General features: G+C 31.0%; 29 protein-coding genes and 1 pseudogene. 18 read left to right on the top strand and 12 right to left on the bottom strand.

The window, feature by feature from the left end; all coding sequences use genetic code 11:
• Positions 1-19: 19 nt before the first annotated feature.
• The 3 genes from GC105_RS11650 to GC105_RS11640 all read right to left on the bottom strand — a co-directional run bounded on the left by GC105_RS11650 (position 20) and on the right by GC105_RS11640 (position 1,385).
• Entirely contained in the window at positions 20-286 is a 267-nt protein-coding gene (locus tag GC105_RS11650; protein ID WP_152804955.1) for a hypothetical protein, read from the bottom strand.
• Positions 287-498: 212 nt separating this feature from the next.
• On the bottom strand, positions 499-714 hold the full coding sequence (locus tag GC105_RS11645; RefSeq protein WP_152804953.1) for a hypothetical protein: 216 nt from the start codon (positions 712-714) through the stop codon (positions 499-501).
• A gap of 494 nt (positions 715-1,208) precedes the next feature.
• Positions 1,209-1,385, bottom strand: a complete 177-nt coding sequence (locus tag GC105_RS11640; protein ID WP_152804951.1) for an aspartyl-phosphate phosphatase Spo0E family protein — start codon at positions 1,383-1,385, stop codon at positions 1,209-1,211.
• A gap of 286 nt (positions 1,386-1,671) precedes the next feature.
• Here GC105_RS11640 and GC105_RS11635 point away from each other — a divergent pair, with 286 nt between their 5' ends.
• Together GC105_RS11635 and GC105_RS11630 are read left to right on the top strand one after the other, a co-directional pair.
• Complete coding sequence (locus GC105_RS11635; RefSeq protein ID WP_152804949.1) at positions 1,672-1,884, top strand: hypothetical protein; 213 nt, start codon at positions 1,672-1,674, stop codon at positions 1,882-1,884.
• 249 nt (positions 1,885-2,133) lie between these two features.
• Positions 2,134-2,523, top strand: a complete 390-nt coding sequence (locus GC105_RS11630; protein WP_343030022.1) for a DUF5412 family protein — start codon at positions 2,134-2,136, stop codon at positions 2,521-2,523.
• Between the two features lie 536 nt (positions 2,524-3,059).
• On the opposite strand, the pseudogene GC105_RS11625 reads toward GC105_RS11630, so the two are convergent.
• From GC105_RS11625 to GC105_RS11610, 4 genes and pseudogenes are all read right to left on the bottom strand, one after another.
• Positions 3,060-3,491, bottom strand: a pseudogene (locus GC105_RS11625) (glycosyl hydrolase family 18 protein); the annotation flags it as partial.
• Positions 3,492-3,497: 6 nt separating this feature from the next.
• Positions 3,498-3,725, bottom strand: a complete 228-nt coding sequence (locus GC105_RS11620; RefSeq protein ID WP_152804943.1) for a hypothetical protein — start codon at positions 3,723-3,725, stop codon at positions 3,498-3,500.
• 43 nt (positions 3,726-3,768) lie between these two features.
• Positions 3,769-5,289, bottom strand: a complete 1,521-nt coding sequence (locus tag GC105_RS11615) for a recombinase family protein (protein WP_152804941.1) — start codon at positions 5,287-5,289, stop codon at positions 3,769-3,771.
• Positions 5,286-5,774 (bottom strand): ImmA/IrrE family metallo-endopeptidase, encoded by a 489-nt coding sequence (locus tag GC105_RS11610; protein WP_152804939.1) that lies wholly within the window; start codon positions 5,772-5,774, stop codon positions 5,286-5,288. Before GC105_RS11610 ends, GC105_RS11615 begins: the two co-directional genes overlap by 4 nt.
• A gap of 158 nt (positions 5,775-5,932) precedes the next feature.
• On the opposite strand from GC105_RS11610, the gene dcm reads away from it, so the two are divergent.
• On the top strand, positions 5,933-7,390 hold the full coding sequence (dcm, locus tag GC105_RS11605) for a DNA (cytosine-5-)-methyltransferase (protein WP_152804937.1): 1,458 nt from the start codon (positions 5,933-5,935) through the stop codon (positions 7,388-7,390).
• A gap of 23 nt (positions 7,391-7,413) precedes the next feature.
• Here the strand turns inward: dcm and GC105_RS11600 are convergent, their stop codons facing one another.
• The 4 genes from GC105_RS11600 to GC105_RS11585 form a co-directional block, all read right to left on the bottom strand.
• Positions 7,414-8,112: an NgoBV family restriction endonuclease gene (locus tag GC105_RS11600; protein ID WP_152804935.1), complete on the bottom strand. Its 699-nt coding sequence runs from the start codon at positions 8,110-8,112 to the stop codon at positions 7,414-7,416.
• 21 nt (positions 8,113-8,133) lie between these two features.
• Complete coding sequence (locus tag GC105_RS11595; RefSeq protein WP_152804933.1) at positions 8,134-9,996, bottom strand: UvrD-helicase domain-containing protein; 1,863 nt, start codon at positions 9,994-9,996, stop codon at positions 8,134-8,136.
• Positions 9,997-12,333 (bottom strand): AAA family ATPase, encoded by a 2,337-nt coding sequence (locus tag GC105_RS11590; RefSeq protein ID WP_152804931.1) that lies wholly within the window; start codon positions 12,331-12,333, stop codon positions 9,997-9,999. It abuts the gene before it with no gap.
• 199 nt (positions 12,334-12,532) lie between these two features.
• Positions 12,533-12,934, bottom strand: coding sequence for a helix-turn-helix domain-containing protein (locus tag GC105_RS11585; RefSeq protein ID WP_152804929.1), 402 nt, complete (start codon positions 12,932-12,934; stop codon positions 12,533-12,535).
• 131 nt (positions 12,935-13,065) lie between these two features.
• Here GC105_RS11585 and GC105_RS11580 point away from each other — a divergent pair, with 131 nt between their 5' ends.
• Together GC105_RS11580 and GC105_RS11575 are read left to right on the top strand one after the other, a co-directional pair.
• Positions 13,066-13,272 carry a helix-turn-helix transcriptional regulator gene (locus tag GC105_RS11580; protein ID WP_152804927.1) on the top strand — a complete coding sequence of 69 codons (207 nt, stop codon included), beginning with the start codon at positions 13,066-13,068 and terminating at the stop codon, positions 13,270-13,272.
• A gap of 324 nt (positions 13,273-13,596) precedes the next feature.
• The gene (locus tag GC105_RS11575; RefSeq protein WP_152804925.1) at positions 13,597-13,866 is read left to right on the top strand and encodes a hypothetical protein; all 270 of its coding nucleotides are present in this window, start codon (positions 13,597-13,599) and stop codon (positions 13,864-13,866) included.
• Here GC105_RS11575 and GC105_RS11570 read toward each other — a convergent pair.
• Complete coding sequence (locus GC105_RS11570) at positions 13,850-14,128, bottom strand: hypothetical protein (protein WP_152804923.1); 279 nt, start codon at positions 14,126-14,128, stop codon at positions 13,850-13,852. The genes GC105_RS11575 and GC105_RS11570 overlap by 17 nt on opposite strands.
• A gap of 105 nt (positions 14,129-14,233) precedes the next feature.
• Here GC105_RS11570 and GC105_RS16945 point away from each other — a divergent pair, with 105 nt between their 5' ends.
• From GC105_RS16945 to GC105_RS11520, 13 genes are all read left to right on the top strand, one after another.
• Complete coding sequence (locus GC105_RS16945) at positions 14,234-14,389, top strand: hypothetical protein (protein WP_193708404.1); 156 nt, start codon at positions 14,234-14,236, stop codon at positions 14,387-14,389.
• An 85-nt stretch (positions 14,390-14,474) separates the two neighbouring features.
• Complete coding sequence (locus GC105_RS11565; RefSeq protein WP_193708403.1) at positions 14,475-14,987, top strand: helix-turn-helix transcriptional regulator; 513 nt, start codon at positions 14,475-14,477, stop codon at positions 14,985-14,987.
• 74 nt (positions 14,988-15,061) lie between these two features.
• Positions 15,062-15,214, top strand: coding sequence for a hypothetical protein (locus GC105_RS16940; RefSeq protein ID WP_193708402.1), 153 nt, complete (start codon positions 15,062-15,064; stop codon positions 15,212-15,214).
• 77 nt (positions 15,215-15,291) lie between these two features.
• Positions 15,292-15,495, top strand: a complete 204-nt coding sequence (locus GC105_RS11560; RefSeq protein ID WP_152804919.1) for a hypothetical protein — start codon at positions 15,292-15,294, stop codon at positions 15,493-15,495.
• A gap of 20 nt (positions 15,496-15,515) precedes the next feature.
• Positions 15,516-15,767, top strand: coding sequence for a hypothetical protein (locus GC105_RS11555; protein WP_152804917.1), 252 nt, complete (start codon positions 15,516-15,518; stop codon positions 15,765-15,767).
• A 2-nt stretch (positions 15,768-15,769) separates the two neighbouring features.
• Positions 15,770-16,753 (top strand): hypothetical protein, encoded by a 984-nt coding sequence (locus GC105_RS11550; protein WP_152804915.1) that lies wholly within the window; start codon positions 15,770-15,772, stop codon positions 16,751-16,753.
• Positions 16,754-16,957: 204 nt separating this feature from the next.
• Complete coding sequence (locus tag GC105_RS11545) at positions 16,958-17,161, top strand: hypothetical protein (protein ID WP_152804912.1); 204 nt, start codon at positions 16,958-16,960, stop codon at positions 17,159-17,161.
• Between the two features lie 8 nt (positions 17,162-17,169).
• Positions 17,170-17,349 (top strand): hypothetical protein, encoded by a 180-nt coding sequence (locus GC105_RS11540; protein ID WP_152804910.1) that lies wholly within the window; start codon positions 17,170-17,172, stop codon positions 17,347-17,349.
• A 3-nt stretch (positions 17,350-17,352) separates the two neighbouring features.
• The gene (locus GC105_RS11535; RefSeq protein WP_152804908.1) at positions 17,353-17,589 is read left to right on the top strand and encodes a hypothetical protein; all 237 of its coding nucleotides are present in this window, start codon (positions 17,353-17,355) and stop codon (positions 17,587-17,589) included.
• Between the two features lie 38 nt (positions 17,590-17,627).
• Positions 17,628-18,608, top strand: coding sequence for a DNA cytosine methyltransferase (locus GC105_RS11530; RefSeq protein ID WP_343030020.1), 981 nt, complete (start codon positions 17,628-17,630; stop codon positions 18,606-18,608).
• Positions 18,609-18,773: 165 nt separating this feature from the next.
• Entirely contained in the window at positions 18,774-19,151 is a 378-nt protein-coding gene (locus GC105_RS11525) for a hypothetical protein (RefSeq protein WP_152804906.1), read from the top strand.
• On the top strand, positions 19,144-19,266 hold the full coding sequence (locus tag GC105_RS17495) for a hypothetical protein (protein WP_281350118.1): 123 nt from the start codon (positions 19,144-19,146) through the stop codon (positions 19,264-19,266). Before GC105_RS11525 ends, GC105_RS17495 begins: the two co-directional genes overlap by 8 nt.
• Positions 19,259-19,657, top strand: a complete 399-nt coding sequence (locus GC105_RS11520; protein WP_152804904.1) for a single-stranded DNA-binding protein — start codon at positions 19,259-19,261, stop codon at positions 19,655-19,657. The genes GC105_RS17495 and GC105_RS11520 overlap by 8 nt, the downstream gene beginning before the upstream one ends.
• The last annotated feature ends 107 nt before the right edge of the window (positions 19,658-19,764 follow it).

Below are 19,764 nucleotides of genomic sequence, written 5' to 3'. Positions count from 1 at the left end.
AATAATTGAGAACAGGGTATTACAACAATACTAACACGACCATACTATATAAAAATATTAATAAACCTGTGATTCCCGCAATAAATTCTAAAAATATTTGTATTTCATGATTGCGGTTTATATAGCGTAAGATGTTTATTCTGTTATTAAAATGATTTATGCCAGTCATTAAAGCATTTCTTATTTTATTAGAAGATTTTTTAATTATATTATTATTTTCTTTACTATTTATATTATCTATATCTACTGGTACTCGATAGAGTTCTTCGTAATCTAAATAGTTCAATGTGTAATCTCCTTAGGGTGCATATTATATGTTGAGAGAGATTAAAACTCCAACAATATATCTGTATTTAAATAAAAAATCCTTTTATTAGCATAAAGATTACTAATAAACAATAAATAAATAACTTGCATACTATTTTCCATATTTTTACCCTTAAGTTTATCTTAAAAACATGAGCAAATATTAATATCTAAGTATGATTTAAATTAATGTTAAAATAATTCTTTCTCAGTCTCAATTTCTTTATGAAGTAAAAAACGTAGAGTATCTTTTATATTAAAGAAATCTAGTTTTGTTTCAGTCATAAACTCAGTCAAATTTGCAGTCTGTTCATAAACTGCCTTAAGCTCAGCTTTGATTTCAGTTTGTCCTATTTCTATTGAAGTTAACTTTTCTAATATAAGTTTTTGGAATTCATCATTGGACATTTATAATTTCTCCTGTACTTTTATTTAAATAAACAGATAACTATATTGTAATAAGGTAGGTTCTTTGGATTATTAAATAAGATAATCAAGTTTGAACCACATCAATACCTAGTAGAGGATAAGGTTATGGTTTCACTTTATCTTATCATGATTAATATATAAAAGTATAGACTTCACAATAATTAAAATGTAGTTTTTATGAGAACTGGTCTCTAACACATAAATAGGAAAAATCATTATTATAAAAATACTCAATCTAGTGCTACTTGTGTTTAATCTAGGCAATTATTTAGAGGGAGTTATTATAAATATTATAAGGATATTAAAAGATAAATTTTAAGATTATTTTTAAGATTTACACGACAAATATATCAGTTATACTGACAACATTAAGTGGAAGTGAGATTAAAAAGGTAGGTATATATTTTACATTGTAATTGTAAATGAAGAAGTGGGAATAAAACATAAAAAAACTGATGATTTACATCAGTTTTTCATTGACTATTTTTTTTAAGAATGAATTCATTATATTTAGTAATAGTGCTATTTAAAATTTGGCTTGCAACTATTATATCAGGATCTTGAAGGTTTACCTGTTTCTTATCAAGTAGTTCTTCTAAATTTTTTCTTAGTTTTTCAATATCATCAAGTAAATCTTGAATTTCAGACATTTAAATCACCACCTATATATTAGGTTGTACAAATTATATGTAATTATGCATTAGAAAATATTTAATGGGTAAATTTTCTATATCAGAAAGAAACCTATATTTCGACAATTTTTTTTATGCTAATGTTATAATATTTTATATATAAAAATAAACTATAAGAGGTAAAAAAATATACTATTATGTTGACATATATGCGAATAAATGTCTCGGTAATTTATGATTTGGATACCTTTATAGTGCTAACTATATTAATATGAGGTAATTAAATTAGATGAGGTAGGTTAATATGAATAATAAAAATATCATATGTTTAATTATAGGCATTATCACAGGATTGATTATGTTATTAATCCCAGGATCTACAGCTAATGCCATGGTGAACTCTACATATGTAGGGAGTTACTTTTTGGTAGTATATACTATGAAATGTATTTTTAAAGCACTAGCTTTACTTATTATGTCTTATAGTTTTATGTACTTTATAAAAAGTATAGATTAATTTTTAAGTTAGGATAGATTTGTTAATCAATTTATATTATTAGGAGTGGGATAAGTAAACGATATAGAAAATGAGTGTTGGGAAAAGTTAGTTGATAAATGTGAGGAATATGGTTATTAAAGTTTAGAATCTGGTGATCTTATGAAGACCTTCTATACAGTTTGGTTTTCTGTTAGTATACTAGTATATATGATGTAGAAGAGCGTTATTATCAAATATTAGGTGGGATGAAAAATTTAAAAAAAATATATAATTATCAGCATTCCTATTATTATCTCAGGAATATTAGGATATTTATTATATGATTTAGTATCTGTACAACTACCTGAATTGAATGGAAGAGGAGAATTTAAAGAAGAATTTTTATCTCCAAATCAAGAATATGTAGCAGGTTCTTATTTAGTAGATGACGGTGGTGCTACTGTAAGGGCACAAGTAAGAGTAGGAATCACGTCTAAGCAAAATGCTGAGAAACAATACGATGATGAAACAATTTATTGGGAAATGAATACTGATAAAGATATAGCTAAAGTTATTTGGCTTAATGAACATATAATTTCAGTAAATGATATTATGATTGATATACACGATAAAAAAACATATTATAACTGGAAACATTATATTGGCAAGGAAAAATAAATAATGGAAAGAGAGTGATAATCATATTAATTATCCTAGCATGGAGTTTGATTGATTATATACTCAAAGTAACATGTGTAATATGTATTTCTCCAATCATAAAAAAACAAGTGAAGACAATTTCTAAAAAACATCACTTTTATGTCACCCAACTTGAGTTATGCTATAAGAAAGTCGAGGAAGCTGCAATTGCAGTTTCTTTTTCGTCTGTAAGGCATGTTGCCGAGCTAGTCCAAAAATTAGTTAAACTACATATGCGTAACCTAATAACTAAACAGTTAAATTAGCAAGCTGTTTAACTGCTCTGTCATTAAGGTACTAGTGAAAACATATTCTAGCTTAGCTCATTGTTTCGCAAAAAGTAATATTCTGTAGTGGATGAAGAAAAGAATTAATCTTAATTAGCATCATAAAAATACTCAATCTAATATTACTTGCGTTTAATCAAAGTAATTGTTGAGAAAGAGTATTTTAAAAAAGCTTTGTATAAGGAGGTCCTTTAGATGAGATAAAGTTTAATAGTAATTTTTGAAAAACTATACCTTAATAACAGTAAAATTATCTTCTATAAGCAACCAGTTTTGAGGGAAATCTGGTCCAAGAACCCAATAGAAAAATCCCCGAATTCCAAGACTTTTAACTAGATTAAATTTTGCTTGTATGCTTCTAGCGTCTTCAAACCACACTACGTGTTGTCTTCCTTCTGCATCGTAGTAATTAAAATATGGTGCTTGTGCAGTATAATCGTAACTAATAGTGGCTCCATACTGTCTAGCTAATTCGATAGCTCGTTGTGGACTTACTACTCGAGCCCATTGACCACCAGGAACATAAGGCAAAGTCCAATCATATCCATATAAAGGTATACCCATCATTAATTTATCACGTGGAATTCTAGTAATGGCGTATTCCATAACTCTTCTTACTTCATTAATGGGAGAAACGGCCATTGGCGGACCACCTGACCACGGGCTTTAGTAGCGATTATTATATTTAACTATAAGTTTATCAATATCTTTTTTATCTTCAATCCATTCTTCTGAATATCCGCATTCACAGCACAGATATCTTGTTATCTTTACAGCACTAAAAATACTCATTCCAGTCATGATATTATTTCCTGAACCGTACGCTCCTGCTTTACCCGGTATTCTTATAATATTTTTTGAATTACATTTCGAACATGTTTTTGTATTTTTCATAGTTACCTCCAATAACAAAAATCTAATCATCTTTAGCAATGTATTATTTTACTATTTCTATACTTATCTTATCATGTTCACTATCCCAGATGATAGACTTTATGATACTTCTTATATTATTTCTTTTCAGATCTACATCATTTTCTAACTCTAAGAAATTAGTAATTTGCTGGTGCAGCACATCAATATTTTTCTTATCTAAGTTATCTATGAACTTTGATCGCTCAAATTTTAGCAATTCATCTTTCAATGTATTTGTTTCCTTACTTAGTTGTTCTATCTTTTTCGTGATAAAATCAGAGGCTTCATTTGATAGGATCATTAGCTTATCAATGAGGTTATTGATTGAAGATGTATTACTATCTATTTTTTTATGTAAAAGCTTTATATTTTTATCAACGTCTAAGTTATCATTCGATTTACTTAATGATTCTAATTCTTCTCTATTCAGCAATCGTTCTAGAAATGCTAATACTTCACTTTCTACTCTTTCCACACGAATAGATCTGTTATTACATAACGTGCTATCCTTCGCATTGGCGCTGCACTTAAAAGAGTAGGGGCGAGTGCCATCTTTTCTTTTATGACCATTTATAACATACATACCTGAGCCACATCTACATTTTACTAATCCAGATAACCAGGAGAATTGACTTTCACGAGGGCGAGGTGCCTGAAATCTCTCCTTAAGCTTTTGTTGTGTCCTTATCCATAAATCAATATCGATAATTGCTACATGAGTCGATACACCTACGATCTTTTCACCATTGAAACGAATACCATTTTTTCTAGGTCTACGATTGTAGGGGAGGAAACCGCATTCATTGGGCTCTCCATAGATTTTATACCCTTGCTGTTTCAGATAGTGAATGCTCTCAGGAGTGGATTTCAAATAGGTTGGATTTTTAATAAAATCTAAGATTGAATCGGTAGGGTAGTTGAATCCTTTTTCTTTAAAATAATTTGTGATCTCCATAGGGAAGTGACCACTTGCGTACATTTCAAATATAGTTTTAATATTAACTAGCTCGTCATTAGCTACTAAAAAAGCAACGCTTTTACCATTCAAATCAATTCGTGTTGAGTTGTACCCAGTAGGAGGAGAACCACCGCTCCAGTAGCCCAATTTAGCCAGCTCACGCATATTGTCTCTAACCCTTTGAGAGATATTCATTCGCTCCATTTCAGAGAAACTAGCAAGAAGCAACATCATCATTTTACCTGCAGGAGTAGTAGGATCAAAACCTTCCGTAATACTAACAAGTTGAACCCCCATTTTATCTAATTCATCATAAACATTTACAAAGTCAACGATATTTCTAGCAATCCTATCAATCTTGTATACTGCAACTACATCAAACTGCTTAAACTTCACAAGCTCCATCATTCGTTTAAAGTCAGGTCGATTAATATTACCACCAGAAAAACCTTCATCCTCAAATATCTCAAATTTACAATCAGAGTATTTATGATTGAAGTATTCCTTACACATATTAATTTGATTCTTTATACTCTCACCAGTATCTGTCTCAATAGATTTACGACTATAGATAGCTATTTTCATTTCATCACCTTAGTATTATATATTTCATCGAAGTAGCCAATATGTATAAGACTTTCAGTGAGAGTTTTTCGGTAGCGTACAAATTCAATATTTACTCCAAAGTTTTCAGATAGTTCAAAATCGTTGCATCCTTGTGATAGATCTGATTCGAAGATGAAGACAGGCATGAGGAAGTAAGCAGCGAAGGCGTTCGCTTGCGCTTCATTCTTAGCAATAGTAGTATTATCATTATTAAACGCATTTGCTGCATGTTGAGTAATATGACACACTTCATGTATAAGATTCTCACGGTATTGCTGGGAAACATAGTCTCCAATAGTTAACTCGCCATCTAGATACATAGAAGATTTGAGATTGTTTTTTATTATGATTTTAATATTCAGATCTTTAATAATCTGGTCAATGGTATCTAACTGTATAGGAAAGTCAAAAATTTGATATTCAGTTAGGAGAAAATTGGCACGTTGAAGCATTCGAAAAAACATTTATTACCTCCTTTAAATATGAGTAAATTTAGAGTATAATGTTAATACATTATATCAGAACATATGTTCTAAAAACAATAGTTATTTTGATTTATAGGGTTGAAAAATCAAAATATATAAGATATAATTATCTTATACTTTAAAGGAGAACTGATAATATGCAAGGTGGTAAACGTGAGGGAGCTGGTAGAAATGAGCTCCCAGAGAATGAAAAAAAGACTGGTTGTAAATTATATATAACTAATAAACTTATAAATGATATAAATATGTACGCATCCGGTGACAGTTTTTCTGAAAAATGTCGTTCATTAATTGAAACACAAATTCAATTACTAAAAGATGATATTAATCGTCCTATTAGATTTATTGATTTATTTGCAGGTTTGGGGGGAATAAGACTTGGTTTTGAACAAGCTCTACATGAAAAAGGATTAGAAACACAATGTGTTTTTAGTAGCGAAATTAAAGAGTATGCAATTAAAGCTTATGAAAACTATTTTCAAGGTGAAAAAGTCTCTGGAGATATTACAACAATAAAGAGTAATAGTATAGATGATTTTGATTTCTTATTAGCTGGTTTTCCATGTCAACCATTTTCATCTGCAGGAAAAGGACTGGGTTTTACTGATACTAGAGGGACATTATTCTTTGAAATCGAAAGAATAATAATGAATAAAAAGCCATATGGTTTTTTATTAGAAAATGTAGAAGGACTAGTAAATCACAATAAAGGAAAAACATTAGAAGTCATTATTGATAAATTAGAAAGATTAGATTATGAAGTGTCTTGGAAATTATTAGATAGTAAATATTTTGGCATGGCGCAATCAAGAAAAAGGGTATATATTGTAGGAACTAAGAAATACAAAATAAATTTAGATAATTTTCCGGTTTCGACACAGGTTCTAGGAGATATTTTAGAACATGGAATTCCTACAGTTAATTCTCTTTTCACTAAAAAACTTTTTAAAAACTTCAAACCAGAAGAAGTTATTGGAAAAGCTATTAAAGATAAACGTGGTGGTACAGATAATATACATAGTTGGGAAATTGAGTTAAAGGGAGAAACAACACAAGAACAAAGAATTTTACTTAATAAGCTTTTAAGAGAAAGACGAAAAAAAAAGTGGGCAGAAGAAATTGGGATTGATTGGATGGATGGTATGCCTTTAACATTAAATCAAATTCAAACTTTTATTAATAGTCCAGATATAGAAGATAGTCTAAATGATTTGGTTAACAAAGGTTACTTAAAAATAGAGTATCCACGAAAACTTGTAGAAGATAAAAGAGTTCCCGACACAACAAAACCAAAAGGTTATAATATTGTAGCTGGTAAGCTATCATTTGAATTTACTAAGATTTTAGATCCAAATCGATTAGCGCCAACGCTAGTGGCTATGGATGTATCACGCCTTGGAGTAGTAGATAATGGAGGATTAAGACGTTTAACTATACGTGAAGCACAGAGATTAAGTGGCTTCCCTGAAGATTATGATTTATCTTTTTTAAAAGAAAAAGAAGCATTTGATTTATTAGGTAATACAGTTTGTATTCCTGTTATCAAAGAAATCGCTAAACGTTTAGCTGTTTCTTATATTAATAATAATAGTTAGAGAGGGTTAATCTCTCTAACTATTTACCAAAAATTATCAATTTTATACGCCATATCTTCTCCACAAAATATCTGATATCCATCTACTATCTGTTTTAACCATGCTCTTGAAACTCTAGCTTGGTTTGTATATGTAAGATGAGTCTGATATAATGCAACCAAAAATTCTTCTTTGCATGAAAAAGGTCTTAGTTTAGATCTTTCAGACATCCAACTAACAGGCCTTATATTTACTATTTGTCCATTTTTTCTTTGACATTTAAGTGGATAATCAATAGCTGGTCCAGCTATTTCCCAAACCTTCTTACACCACATTTCTTTAATTGAAATATTTCCAAATTCATCACTTAAGTAAGAACAAATTAAATAATCACTATCAAGTCTATATGGGGATGAAACTAGAGAGTTAGTGTAACCTAAAAAATTAGCAATATCAAATGCAGGGCTTTTATTTGCAAGATATGTTTTCATCTCACACAAATTTCTGTCATCATATTCACTTAAATAAAAATCAGGAAATGTTTGACCTCTCGCTGGACGAAAATAAATATCTTGTTCCTTAAGAAATTGACCAAGCCATTCTTGTAAAATGTTTCCTACAGTATCATTCTGTTTAATTACTACAGAAGTACCGTTTAAATTCATCGATATGTTACCAACAGCAGAGTATATATCATTATCTTCTAATAATTGAATTATTTCTTTAGCAGTTGCAAATTTCATTAGAAATCCCTCCAAATATATTTAAATAAATTCTATTTCTTTTTCATCAAACCATTTTTCTGCTAATACGGATTTTTTTATCTTTTCAGGGTTAGATGAATATGCAACAATTGCTAAACTTTCTTTAGCACGACTACATGTCACATAAAATAATCGTCGTGTACGTTCAATGCTAGTTTCTTTACCTTCCTTTATATTTTTCAAGTCTGTGGTGGTTTTTTCTTTTGCTCCAAATAACCTTTCATAACTAAAAGAAAAACCTTTTGCTTCACTATCATCAATGATAACTATGACACGTGGAAATTCAAGACCTTTTACACCTTGATGAGTAGCAAAATTGGACTGATCAGTAGTATATGTATCATATTTAATAATTTGACTAAATGGTGTACTTAAGCATTTTTCCCAAGTATCAAATATAGTCGTTTCACCATTTTCTGTTGTATCTTCAAGTTTTATAATTTTTTTCTCATCTCTATATACTATAGGATATAGACTATGTGGAATATTAAATAGATTTGTTTTAGCTACACATTTTAATATATCAATTAGAAGAGGGTCGTTGTTATTTTCCCAGAGTGATAACAACTGACTTACTGCTTCATTGGTAGCTTGAATTAAATCTAACTGATTATCTTTTTTTTCTGACATACTTTGTTTACTCATTAAATTAGAGTAAGTTCTTGCGATACGAGCGATAGAAAACTGATCCTCATGGTCCTTTGCAATTTTTATTGGCAGAATAAGTTGTGTAAAGAATCTTAATTCAGGGATTGAACCATCCAATAATCCATGGACATCAGCTTTATATAGAGGTTCAAATAAGTCTATAAATCCCATTCTACTTGCTGCCATATGATGTTCAAGAATAAGAGTTTTAGAATCTGAACACCATAACGAATCATTTGTAATTATAGCCATTTTTTCAGTTACATTTTTCTCTGTTAAATCTTTATTGGGTGAATTATTTGAAAGAAATAACCTTACAGTACCCTCTTTTTTATCTGCTCTAGGCCTTTGTTGTTGTTGATCAACTGAAGATCTAATTTTATTAATTAATTTAACTATTCTTGGAGGACAGCGATGATTCATTATTTTAGCCGGTTTCATCCAATCTTCTGGTAGATCTATTCCTAAATCTACTTTACCATCATTATATATACGTTGCATTGTATCACCAAATAGTCCCAGTAAAAATTCATTAGAATGCATTTTTTGAACTAAAAGAAAGGCGTTCATTAAATTCTTATTTGTATCTTGACTTTCATCTATTAGAAGAATTGGGAAACCTTTAATTAATATCTTTTGCATTAAGTCATTATTTAAAAAAGAAGCACCAATATTTATTACTTCTGAGTGATTTAATGAATCTCTTGTACGATTATCTCCATTAGGGTTATATATAAATGATTTAATGGATTTTAGGTTTTCTAATCTTTTCTTTTTGCTTTCAATACTTTTCTCACGATTTATTGCGGTTTTAGTTCCTGATCGACCATTTTTATTCTGAAGTTCCAAATCTTTAATTTGTTCTTTAAGATTTATAGTTAACCAATCTTTAATATCACTTTGAAAATTTTTAATTAAATCCCAAATAAAACTATGAATAGTAGACACGGAAAATAATGAATCATATTCTAAACGACTTTTAATTTCTTCACAAGCTGCGTTAGTATATGTAATAATTGCTACACGTTTACCATATCGTCTTAACTGTTTACCATTATTTTTTTTAAATTCGCTAAGTGTTTCAACTAACGAGCGAGTTTTTCCTGACCCTGCACCAGCGAATAAAAAAAAACTTTTAGGATTTTTTAAATTTAGACATTCTATAATATCCTCATCTATATGATCATCAAAATGATTATCGCTATTAACGTTCATTTAAATACCCTCCGTTACAGGTATCTGAATTTTTTGTAAAGAATGTTTTATAACACATTCTTTTTTTGTTTCTAATTGCTCTTGTAACCAGGTTAAACCTTCATGAATATAGTTTGGTATATTTAGAGTTTCGGGATCTTCTAAATAAAGCAGATCTAAAGAAAATTCACCTTTATTTGTATTTGAACTCTTTAATATATTAAAAAAACTATCTTCTAATTCTGTAACCTTTGTACTTTTATTAATTACATCGTTAAATTTTTTAATTAATCCATTTCCCTCTAGCTTTTTAAAGGTATCTAAATTACTGAAGACTAATGCATCTTCAAATGTATTCGACAATGCATCTACAGTAGTATTTTTGTCTAATTTAATATTAATAGGATACTGATAAGCTACTCGTATATTAAAAAAATCATCAGATTTTTTTACTTTATCGTCTGAATTTAGATTCAATAATTTATCGATACTTGATTCTCCAGGAATCCAACTTCTTAAAGTTGTATTTCTACTTTCTAATCCTTTATTTTTAGAGGGTTGTACTTTTTTTCCGGTAGAAGGATCTTTACAGTCTAAGTCAGTAATTATTAAAGTTGTTATTCCTAAAGATTCAATTAAAGGTTTTAAACGATGAGCATGACTACCACCTATTTCTAACAAAGAAATATATGATTGATTTAATTTTACAAAATTATGTCGAATGAAATGAGGAATCAACATTCGCTCTGCAGGACCTTCTATTAATATAGCTGCATCTGCAAAGAATAAATCACAATGTGTTGATTTTATATATCTGCTCACAAATCGATTAGTTTCACCTATTTTATCTTCTTTATTTTTTTGACCGAATACTTCAGATAAATTTATTATATTAGTTGTGGGTACTTCACCTTCTTTAATAACAGCTATTCTACGAAAATATCGGAGGCAACTAAAGTTCATTTCATGAGCAATACTACTGGAATGTGTACTAACAACCATTTGTGTTGTGAAATTATTATTTTCCTTTAAATTTTCATGATTACGTAAAATATCATATGCCTTTTTAATAAAGACTTGTTGGACTTGAATATGTAGGTGTGCTTCTGGTTCTTCAATTAAGACAAGGTGTAATGGGGGTATCAAATAACTACTATCAGATTTTAAACTTTCTTCTAATTTGCCTACTTGCATCCATTCATCACGAAATTGCATCAACTTAAAAACCATAGAAATTAGGTTTTGATAACCTAAACCATTATATTGTTCTGGTAATCTTAAAGGAACTGTATTATTTTCAGGATTTTCACTCATAAGTTCAAATTGAACAGCTGAATTATGATTTAGGCTATCAATAGGTCTTATTTTTGTAGATATTGTTATCTTGGGATCAGAAAATCCAGGATAACCTAATTTACTTAGTTCTAGAATTGCTTCTTCAAATCCCTTTTTTAAATTTTCATCAAAGGATTTTTGTGCTCTTTCAATGGCATCTAAAGCTCCTATATCTTTAGAGTTAGGGGCGATTGTTGGATTTAAATGCTTAGAGTAATATGTTCTCAACTGTGAAGAAAGCATTCCAACGTTTTTATTACTTGTTACGTTACTTTCTGATAAATCATTTTTTCTGTCTGGATCAGAAAAACCACGCTGAGCATCTATGTTATGTATAAGGATTAAACCTTTAAAAGGATCTTTATCTAATGGCTCATTTTCATTGGATAGATCTTGTGGAGTAACTATATGATTGCTAACAGTTCTATATTTTGAATCATCTAGTAAGTAAGCTCTTATAGTAAAATGAGTTAGAAGAGTTTTGTCTAAAAAATCTCTCATATTTCTTGGCCATAGTTCTAAAGCAATAGGATCCTCTCCGTGATCTATTTGAGCATCAGATATGGTTTTTTTAGCTTTAGCTCTTGATATACAATAATCATAGAGTAGAGTATCAATATCTTTTGGTTCAAGTCTCAATCGAACTCCTAACAAACCTCCTTTCCAGCTTAAAGTGGGTATAAGATGTGTTACATAATGTATTTCATTTTCTTCAACTTGAAGCCAGACATCCATAGTAGGTAGTATATCTTTCCATTCATCTATTGATGATTCCAAACTAATATTTTCACTGTAATTGGATTCCCATTTCATACCTATGTTATTAATAACGCTCCAATTAGATAAGGTAAAGTCCATTATCGTAAATTGATTACTTCGAATTAAGAATTTTACAAGAGCATCCATTGCGGAGGTTTTTCCACTATTATTTGCACCAACAAATAAAGTTGTTTCTTCAGTAAATTCGATACGACAAGATTTAAGTTTTCTAAAATTCTGTATTTCAACACATTTAATATACATAATTTTCCCCCTCGAATCACAACATCTTGTGATAGTTAATTTATCTTTATTCATTATAAAATTAATTTTTAATCATATTTTTCTGGTAATATTCAATAATTGATATAAAAACAGATAAATCAATAATTATTTACCCTATATTACAAATTATGCAATAACACTTAAAAAAAACTACGGCTCACTTATTAAACCGTAGTTGTCATTCTCTATTGTCGTTTTTTCTCTTCTCAGCAAGTAAATATCTAGCTTCTACATATTCAATAATTGATTCTATATCTTCATCATCCATTGAATCAAAGTCTTTAAAGGCAAGCTCTTTATCCCTAATTTTTGGATGTTGAAAGAGTTCTTTTAAACGTTCCTTTGGGGTGAGTTCTATGTCTTCACTAATTATATGGTAAGGAATAGGATCCTTTGTTTTGCCAAGTAAGTAATCTATGGATACTTTATAAAAATCTGATAACAATTTTAGAGTTTCTATATCAGGTTCTCTTCTATCAGTTTCATAGTGAGAATATCGTGCTCTAGATATACCTAATTGCTCTGAAATCTCCTCTTGACTTCTTTCACCACGTAACTCTTTTAAAATATTACCTAACATAAGCATCACTCCTAATTTGATTATAGATACTCTGTGTATCCATAATCAATAAAATATACAAAAAGTTTCAAAAACTATTGACTGATACATTATGTATCTGATACAATACGTATCAAAGGAGGGGATAAATAATGCAACTGTCAATACTTAGGACAAAAAAAGAGATCACTCAAGAACAATTATCAAATATAGTAGGTTGTTCGGAAATATACATCCGGAAAATTGAAGCAGGAGAAAGATTACCATCTGTAAAACTAGCAAAAAAAATAGCATCTGTTCTAGAGTTTGATTGGACAAAGTTTTTTGATGATGATGAAAATTTTAAGGAAACAGGGTAGGGGGGTGGAAGGTTTGTTGGAAATTAATTTTCAATTGATTGTTGCTTTATTTGCTCTTCTAGTGTCAATATTTTGTTGTCTTATCAACCTGAGACGTTAAAGGTACCATATGTTTAATTAGAGTTAGGGGGTGAGAAAGTTGGAAAGAGTCAAAATAAAAACTTCAATAAACTTAGAAGGCATGAATGAGTTGGAAAAACTTCTGCAAAAACAACAGAAACTATTACAAGAACTACGTACAAATAACTAAGAAATTGAAAGAGTAAGGATAGAAATTAATCTTTCGATAGATGAAAAGGAAACAGGGTAGGGGGGTGGAAAAGTATGGAAGACAAAATGAAGATATTTCAGATTAATAATTTTGACAGTTCTATTACGAGTAGTATAGTTGATGAACTACAGATATATTCAAATTATGAAGTTAAATGCGAGAAAAACGGAAATAAAGTACTTCAAAAATTTTATGTACCTAAGCTTGAATATGAATTCTATCAAAGATGGAAAGAGTTAATGGTTAATAACTTATTAAATAGTAATCACGTCGTACTAGTAGAAAATATAGCACGACGTCATAAACTTAAATTACAGAGATAGATTTAACAGCTGACTTTAAGTAGATAGTTTCATTTTCACTTTCGCCGAGTGTAAAACAATCAAAGGACAAAATGAAGCCTGTAATACCTAGGCGTTCATCTGTCGTTAATAGACTTAACCCATTATCGACAATACTGTTATATTCCTGTTGTAAGTAGAATGTTTCATCTCGTTTATTTCTTGAACTATTATTAATACCTATTAACGTCGTATCCCTTGAAATATCGATATGCTCTCCATCTATAAATGTAATACGAATCATTTTCAACACCTCCTTTCATGAATATTATACCATGATTGAGATGTGTGAGTAATTAGTGATAGGACAAATATAGTAACACATAACTTAAAGTAAGGGGGTGAGCATGTGCCTAAGAAAAATGAGAAACGGCTTACGGTCGAAATCATTAACCCGGAGGCTTTGCCGGAAGCATCGAAGAGATTCACCCGGCAGATGTATCAGTCATACAAACAACATTTGGTTGAAGAGAGTTTGAAGAGGGATGAAGTGAAGGAAGGATAAAGTACATATGGAGAGTGGCTAAGGCTGCTCAAACGAGCAAATGATGGACAACTACGAAAGAAAGTTCTTTATAACTTAATTATAAATGAAAGGAAGTGAGAATAAAATGACTCGCCAAGCAACAAAAGCAATAGGAAATATGTATTTCAGAGCTAGAAAACTTGCTGGAATAAGTAGTAGGGAGGAAGCTTCTAGAAGTCTTTATGTAGAGCCAGAGACAATTGGAAAATGGGAAACAGATAAATGTGTACCAGGAGCAGAATCAGTATTACTAATGAGTGATCTATATGGTGATCCCCTCTTAATTAATCATTACTGCACTGACAAATGCCCCATTGGAGCAAATCATTATAACAAACTGGATAACAAAGATTTAGCAGTAGTGAGCCTTCAAATGATTCGTTCTCTTAGAGAATTAGAAGATGCAAAGGATAAGTTGTTGGATATTACAGAGGACGGAATTATAGATGATAGTGAAATTGTAGAACTAGATTTTGTCATGAATTTCTTTGACAAGATGGAAAAGACCATTCAAGAGTTAAGATTAAGCATAAAAAAAGAGTTGAACAGCGACCAAACTATTTCAACTCAAGGCTAGATAAAAAATATCTTTAATAAATTATATCATATTGACTATAAAATTAGCAAAAAAAATAAGGAGGATGCCCAAAAATGAATAATGGAGAAGCAATTGGCTATATGATCTTAGCAGCAAAGGCATTAGGACTTGATGAGAAGGCAATTAAAAATTTAGAGCGTGAAATGAATAATCAGATGGATATGAGATCAGAAAGTTATGCCTATACTGCATACTGTAATTTTTAATTATATAGAGAGGGGAGAGTGTGCTCCCCTGCTAATAATATTATATTTGCTAGCTTTAAATTGAGGAGGAAAAATAAATGATCTATGAAAATACACGAGAAAATCAAAGTCAATTTGATAAATTTTGGAATAGTTTAGCAGAGGTAAATAAGAATTTACCTAAAACATGTGATCAAATGGCAAAACAGACTTTAAAAGAATTAGATTTGATCAAAGGTGACAAAGTATTTTCAGTACAAGAAGTTAAAGACATGATAATAAAGTGTTTGCAAGGATATTAAACAATTATTGGGGGATTATTATGGACAAGAATAATAGGATAGAAGTTTTAGATTATGTAACTTGCCAGATTAGATATAAAAATCAAGAACTTAGGAAAATAAAAAACAACATAAATTTAGCACCAGTCACTATGAAAGAAGAGGAAGAGTTGAAGCTGCTAAATGATCTAAAATCTTCATTAATAAATTTAATGTTGTTCTATGAATGTGAGATTGTATCCAATGAGGTTGAAATAAACGACTTATTTAGTGAAATATCTGAGGAGGGATAATTATGGCATTATATCGAAAGATAGAGACTTCTTTCTGGTGTGATGTTGATATGCAAGACTTGACTCCGGAGGAGAAGTATTTTTATTTATACCTAATGACAAATGACTATACCAATTTGCTTGGGATCTATCAGATTACAATACGAAACATAGCACATGAAACTGGATACAATCAGGATACAGTAAAGAAGCTAATACATAAGTTTATTGAGTACGGAAAAGTACTATATTCATTTGAAAATAGTGAGCTAATGATTCTTAATTGGTTTAAGCATAATAGTAGCAATTCACCAAAGGCAAAGGCTGCTATAAAAAAAGATCTTGAGGAAGTTAAAACCTTCGAATTCACAGAGAGCTTTATTAGCATTTGTAATAAGAAAAGTGAGTATTTAGATAGAGTATTTATAGAGTATCTATACTCTATCTCTAGCATTAGCATAAGCAATAGCAGTAGCATTAGCAAAAAAACATATGTGTGTGATTTGCCTGAAAATCAAATTCAGAATGTTTGTAAAGAAGTCCCTGCTGAGAATCTTGGTGAAAGTGAACCAAGGGGAGCGGATCCAGACCACAGTAAGAATGAGGATCGCAAAGACAATAAATATATTGAGGAATTTGAAAAGATATGGATTATATATCCGCGTAGAAAAGAAAAGGCTAAAGCGCGAAAAGCATTTATTGCTAGAGTGAAACAAAAGCACGATCCCGAGATTATGTTGAAGGCTGCTATTAATTATGCAAGATACTGCAGGGCTCAAAAACTTGAAGAAAGATATATTAAGCACTTAGCTACATTTTTTGGACCAGATGAACCATATATAGATTATATAAATTATTCACCGCCTAATAATCCGATACCACCAAGTGGCGGAGGTAGGGCAATACAGAAAATTTCTAATGATCACAATGATTATGATTATGACGATATCGAGGCTAAACTACTTCGCAACAGTCTAGGAAGTGACTTTCATGCTTCGGCAAATTAATATCACAGATCTGCTCTATGTAGACAAAGTGAAACCTGACTACGTGAAGATAAATAAATTGAAAAGGAAGTACTTTTGCCCATATTGCAACGAGGTAAAGCTATTTAAGCGTGATAAGTATCTCGGTGTGCGAAGATGTACAAGTTGCGGTATAAGTGATCATGATTTCCACGTGAAAAATTGCAATCGTCTGGAGGTGCATAGATGAAACAAGCTTATGACGTTGAGCGGAAAAGAATCATAAATATTGTAGCAATGACAAGACAAGGAGCAATATCACAATATAGTTTGCCAAATAAGCCTAATCAGATATTTTTTCCTCTGATAGGTGAAGACGGTAAGAACATAGAACAATTCAATATCATCGGAAAAGTTAAGAGTACTGAAAAACATGAAGAGTGCTTTTGAGGGTAGTTATGCTTAAGCGAAAAGATGATAGGTTTCTAAAATATAATTGCACATGTGGCATGCGTACCTGGTGCCTAAAAGAAACAGTGATTTGTTCAAAGTGTGGTAAAGAAAATAAAGCTTACATTCCAGTAGATGATCCTTACTGGGTAGTGATACTCGGTAGGAATAAAAATAAGGGGGCGTAAAGGTTGACTAAAGAAGTATTAGAACATTGCACAAGAGCTGTAGTGAGATATATGAATGGAGATATGAAAGAGTTTGAACGGTTAACTAATATTGCTATGAAAATAAATCATCAATGTGTATGTAGTAACTGTGGCAATATTACAATCCCAGCAAAGAGAAAAATTGATAAAGATAAGTATGTGAAAATAGAATTATGTTTAGATTGTGGGGCACAGAAAGAATTGCAGTGTGTTTCGTAAATTGAATAAAATGTGCAACAAGTGAGGTGATTACATAAGTGAGGTTTTTAGATTTATTTAGTGGTATTGGCGGTTTTAGGTTAGGAATGGAAATGGCTAGACATGAGTGTCTAGGTCATGTAGAAATAGATAAATATGCGAATAAAAGTTACGCAGCGATGCACAAGCCAAAGGAGAGTGAATTTTATGCAACAGACATACGAGCAGTTGAGCCTGGAGATTTGCCAGATGCCGATTGCTACTGTTTCGGATTTCCTTGTCAAAGCTTTTCCATTGCTGGAAACAGAGGTGGCTTCGAAGATACACGAGGAACTCTATTCTTTGAAGTCATGCGGTTGGCGGCAGTACGAAAACCTAAATATCTTTTCGCTGAAAATGTTGCCGGACTTCTTTCACACGATGGAGGAAAAACTTTCGGAACAATCCTCGCAACTTTGGGGGAATTGGGGTATTGGTTCGAGTATCAGGTGCTTAACAGCAAAAATCTCGGAGTGCCCCACAACAGAGAAAGGGTGTTTATTGTCGGACATCTTGGAAAATACAGTGGAGGAGAAGTATTTCCTATCGGAAACAGCGGTGGAAAGGTTGTTGAGTTACAAGGACAACAAAATATCGCAAATTGCCTTACAGCAAGATATAGGGCAGAGGGAACAGGGTCGTACATTATTGAACGTGAACAGTATGCACAAGCGGTAAGAATAAAAGACAATGTAAAACAAGGATATTCAAAAGCTTTTATAGGTGATGGAATAAGACTTGATTATATAAATGGAACTACTGGCAGAGGCAGAGTGCAAAAACAAGCATCACCTACACTAACAACAAGTTGTCAAAGTGGTGTGTTATTGCCAGGGTTCAAACTCAGAAGATTTACGGCAAAAGAGTGTTTTAGACTTCAAGGCTTTCCTGATGAATATTTTGAAAGAGCAGCCGAAGTAAATTCTGATAGTCAACTTTACAAGCAAGCTGGTAATTCAGTAACAGTAAACGTAATATATGAAATTGCCAAGCGACTATAGGTCACATTTCAAGTAAATCACGAATAAAAGGGGAGAAAGAGATAGTTAAATATAAATTAAGAGAATTAAAATAGCCAGTAGAGGTTATAAGTACAAGATATAACTTATATCCATAATAAGAATAGTAAGAAAGAAAATATGAAAGAAATTTAAGAGGATAAGATCATGAAAAAAATATGCGTGGAATGTGGAATCACTTTTGAAACTAAAACAGTTTCAGTTACTTGTAGTGAAAAATGCAAGAGAGTCAGATACTTGAGAAAAAGAAAAGAGTATCACTCATATAAAAATGATAGTTTCTCTGCACAAGTAGATAGTAATTATAGTGAAGGTGAAAATGTTTTAGTACATAGATATGTTCGAGAGAATAATGAAAAAGTTAAGCAAAAGGAAGTTGCAAAAGTAATAAAAGTTTATCCATATTTCGTACTATGCGAAATTAAATTGAGAAATAGAAACTGCTTAGAAAGTTTTAGATTTGATGAGGTGAAAAGGGTAGAACAAAATCAGTATACAAATGAAAGGGAGTATGTGAATGAATAATGATACCAAGTTTAATATATTAAGGGGAATCACAGTGGCATCTCATTTAGAAAATGATGACAAAGCGGAGCTTTTAGAGTTTATCACTGAGATGGAGGGATTTGAAAATGAATAAAGTAATGTTAGTTGGTAGATTAACGAAAGCGCCTGAACTTAGATATACTTCACAAGGATCACCAGTAGCTGGTTTTACTTTAGCCATTGATAGAAGAGGTAAGAAAGACCAGAAAAAACAAGCAGATTATATTTCAGTAATTGTTTGGGGGTCAATGGGAGAAAATAGTTCAAAGTATTTACATAAAGGTAGCCAAGCTGCAATATTTGGGAGATTGCAAACTAGGAGTTATAATGCCAATGATGGTACGAAAAGGTATGTAGTTGAAGTTGTTGCAGAGGAAGTGCAATTTTTAGATAGCAAGAAGGAAAGTGACAAAAGTAGTTCAGAGGGATTTGGAACACCTTTAGATGATTTCACTCCCATTGAAGATGATGATTTACCATTCTAGGTTGGGTAGATGAAATTTGACATGAACATTTGTTGCAATCGAGCAATTATAATTTTAGCACTTAGTATAAAAGGTATTAAATATTGCCCATGGTGCGGTAAAGAAAT

It is taken from the genome of Alkalibaculum sporogenes (genome assembly GCF_009362815.1).
GTDB lineage: Bacteria > Bacillota > Clostridia > Eubacteriales > Alkalibacteraceae > Alkalibaculum_A > Alkalibaculum_A sporogenes.
This window is presented reverse-complemented; position numbering and strand designations above follow the sequence as displayed.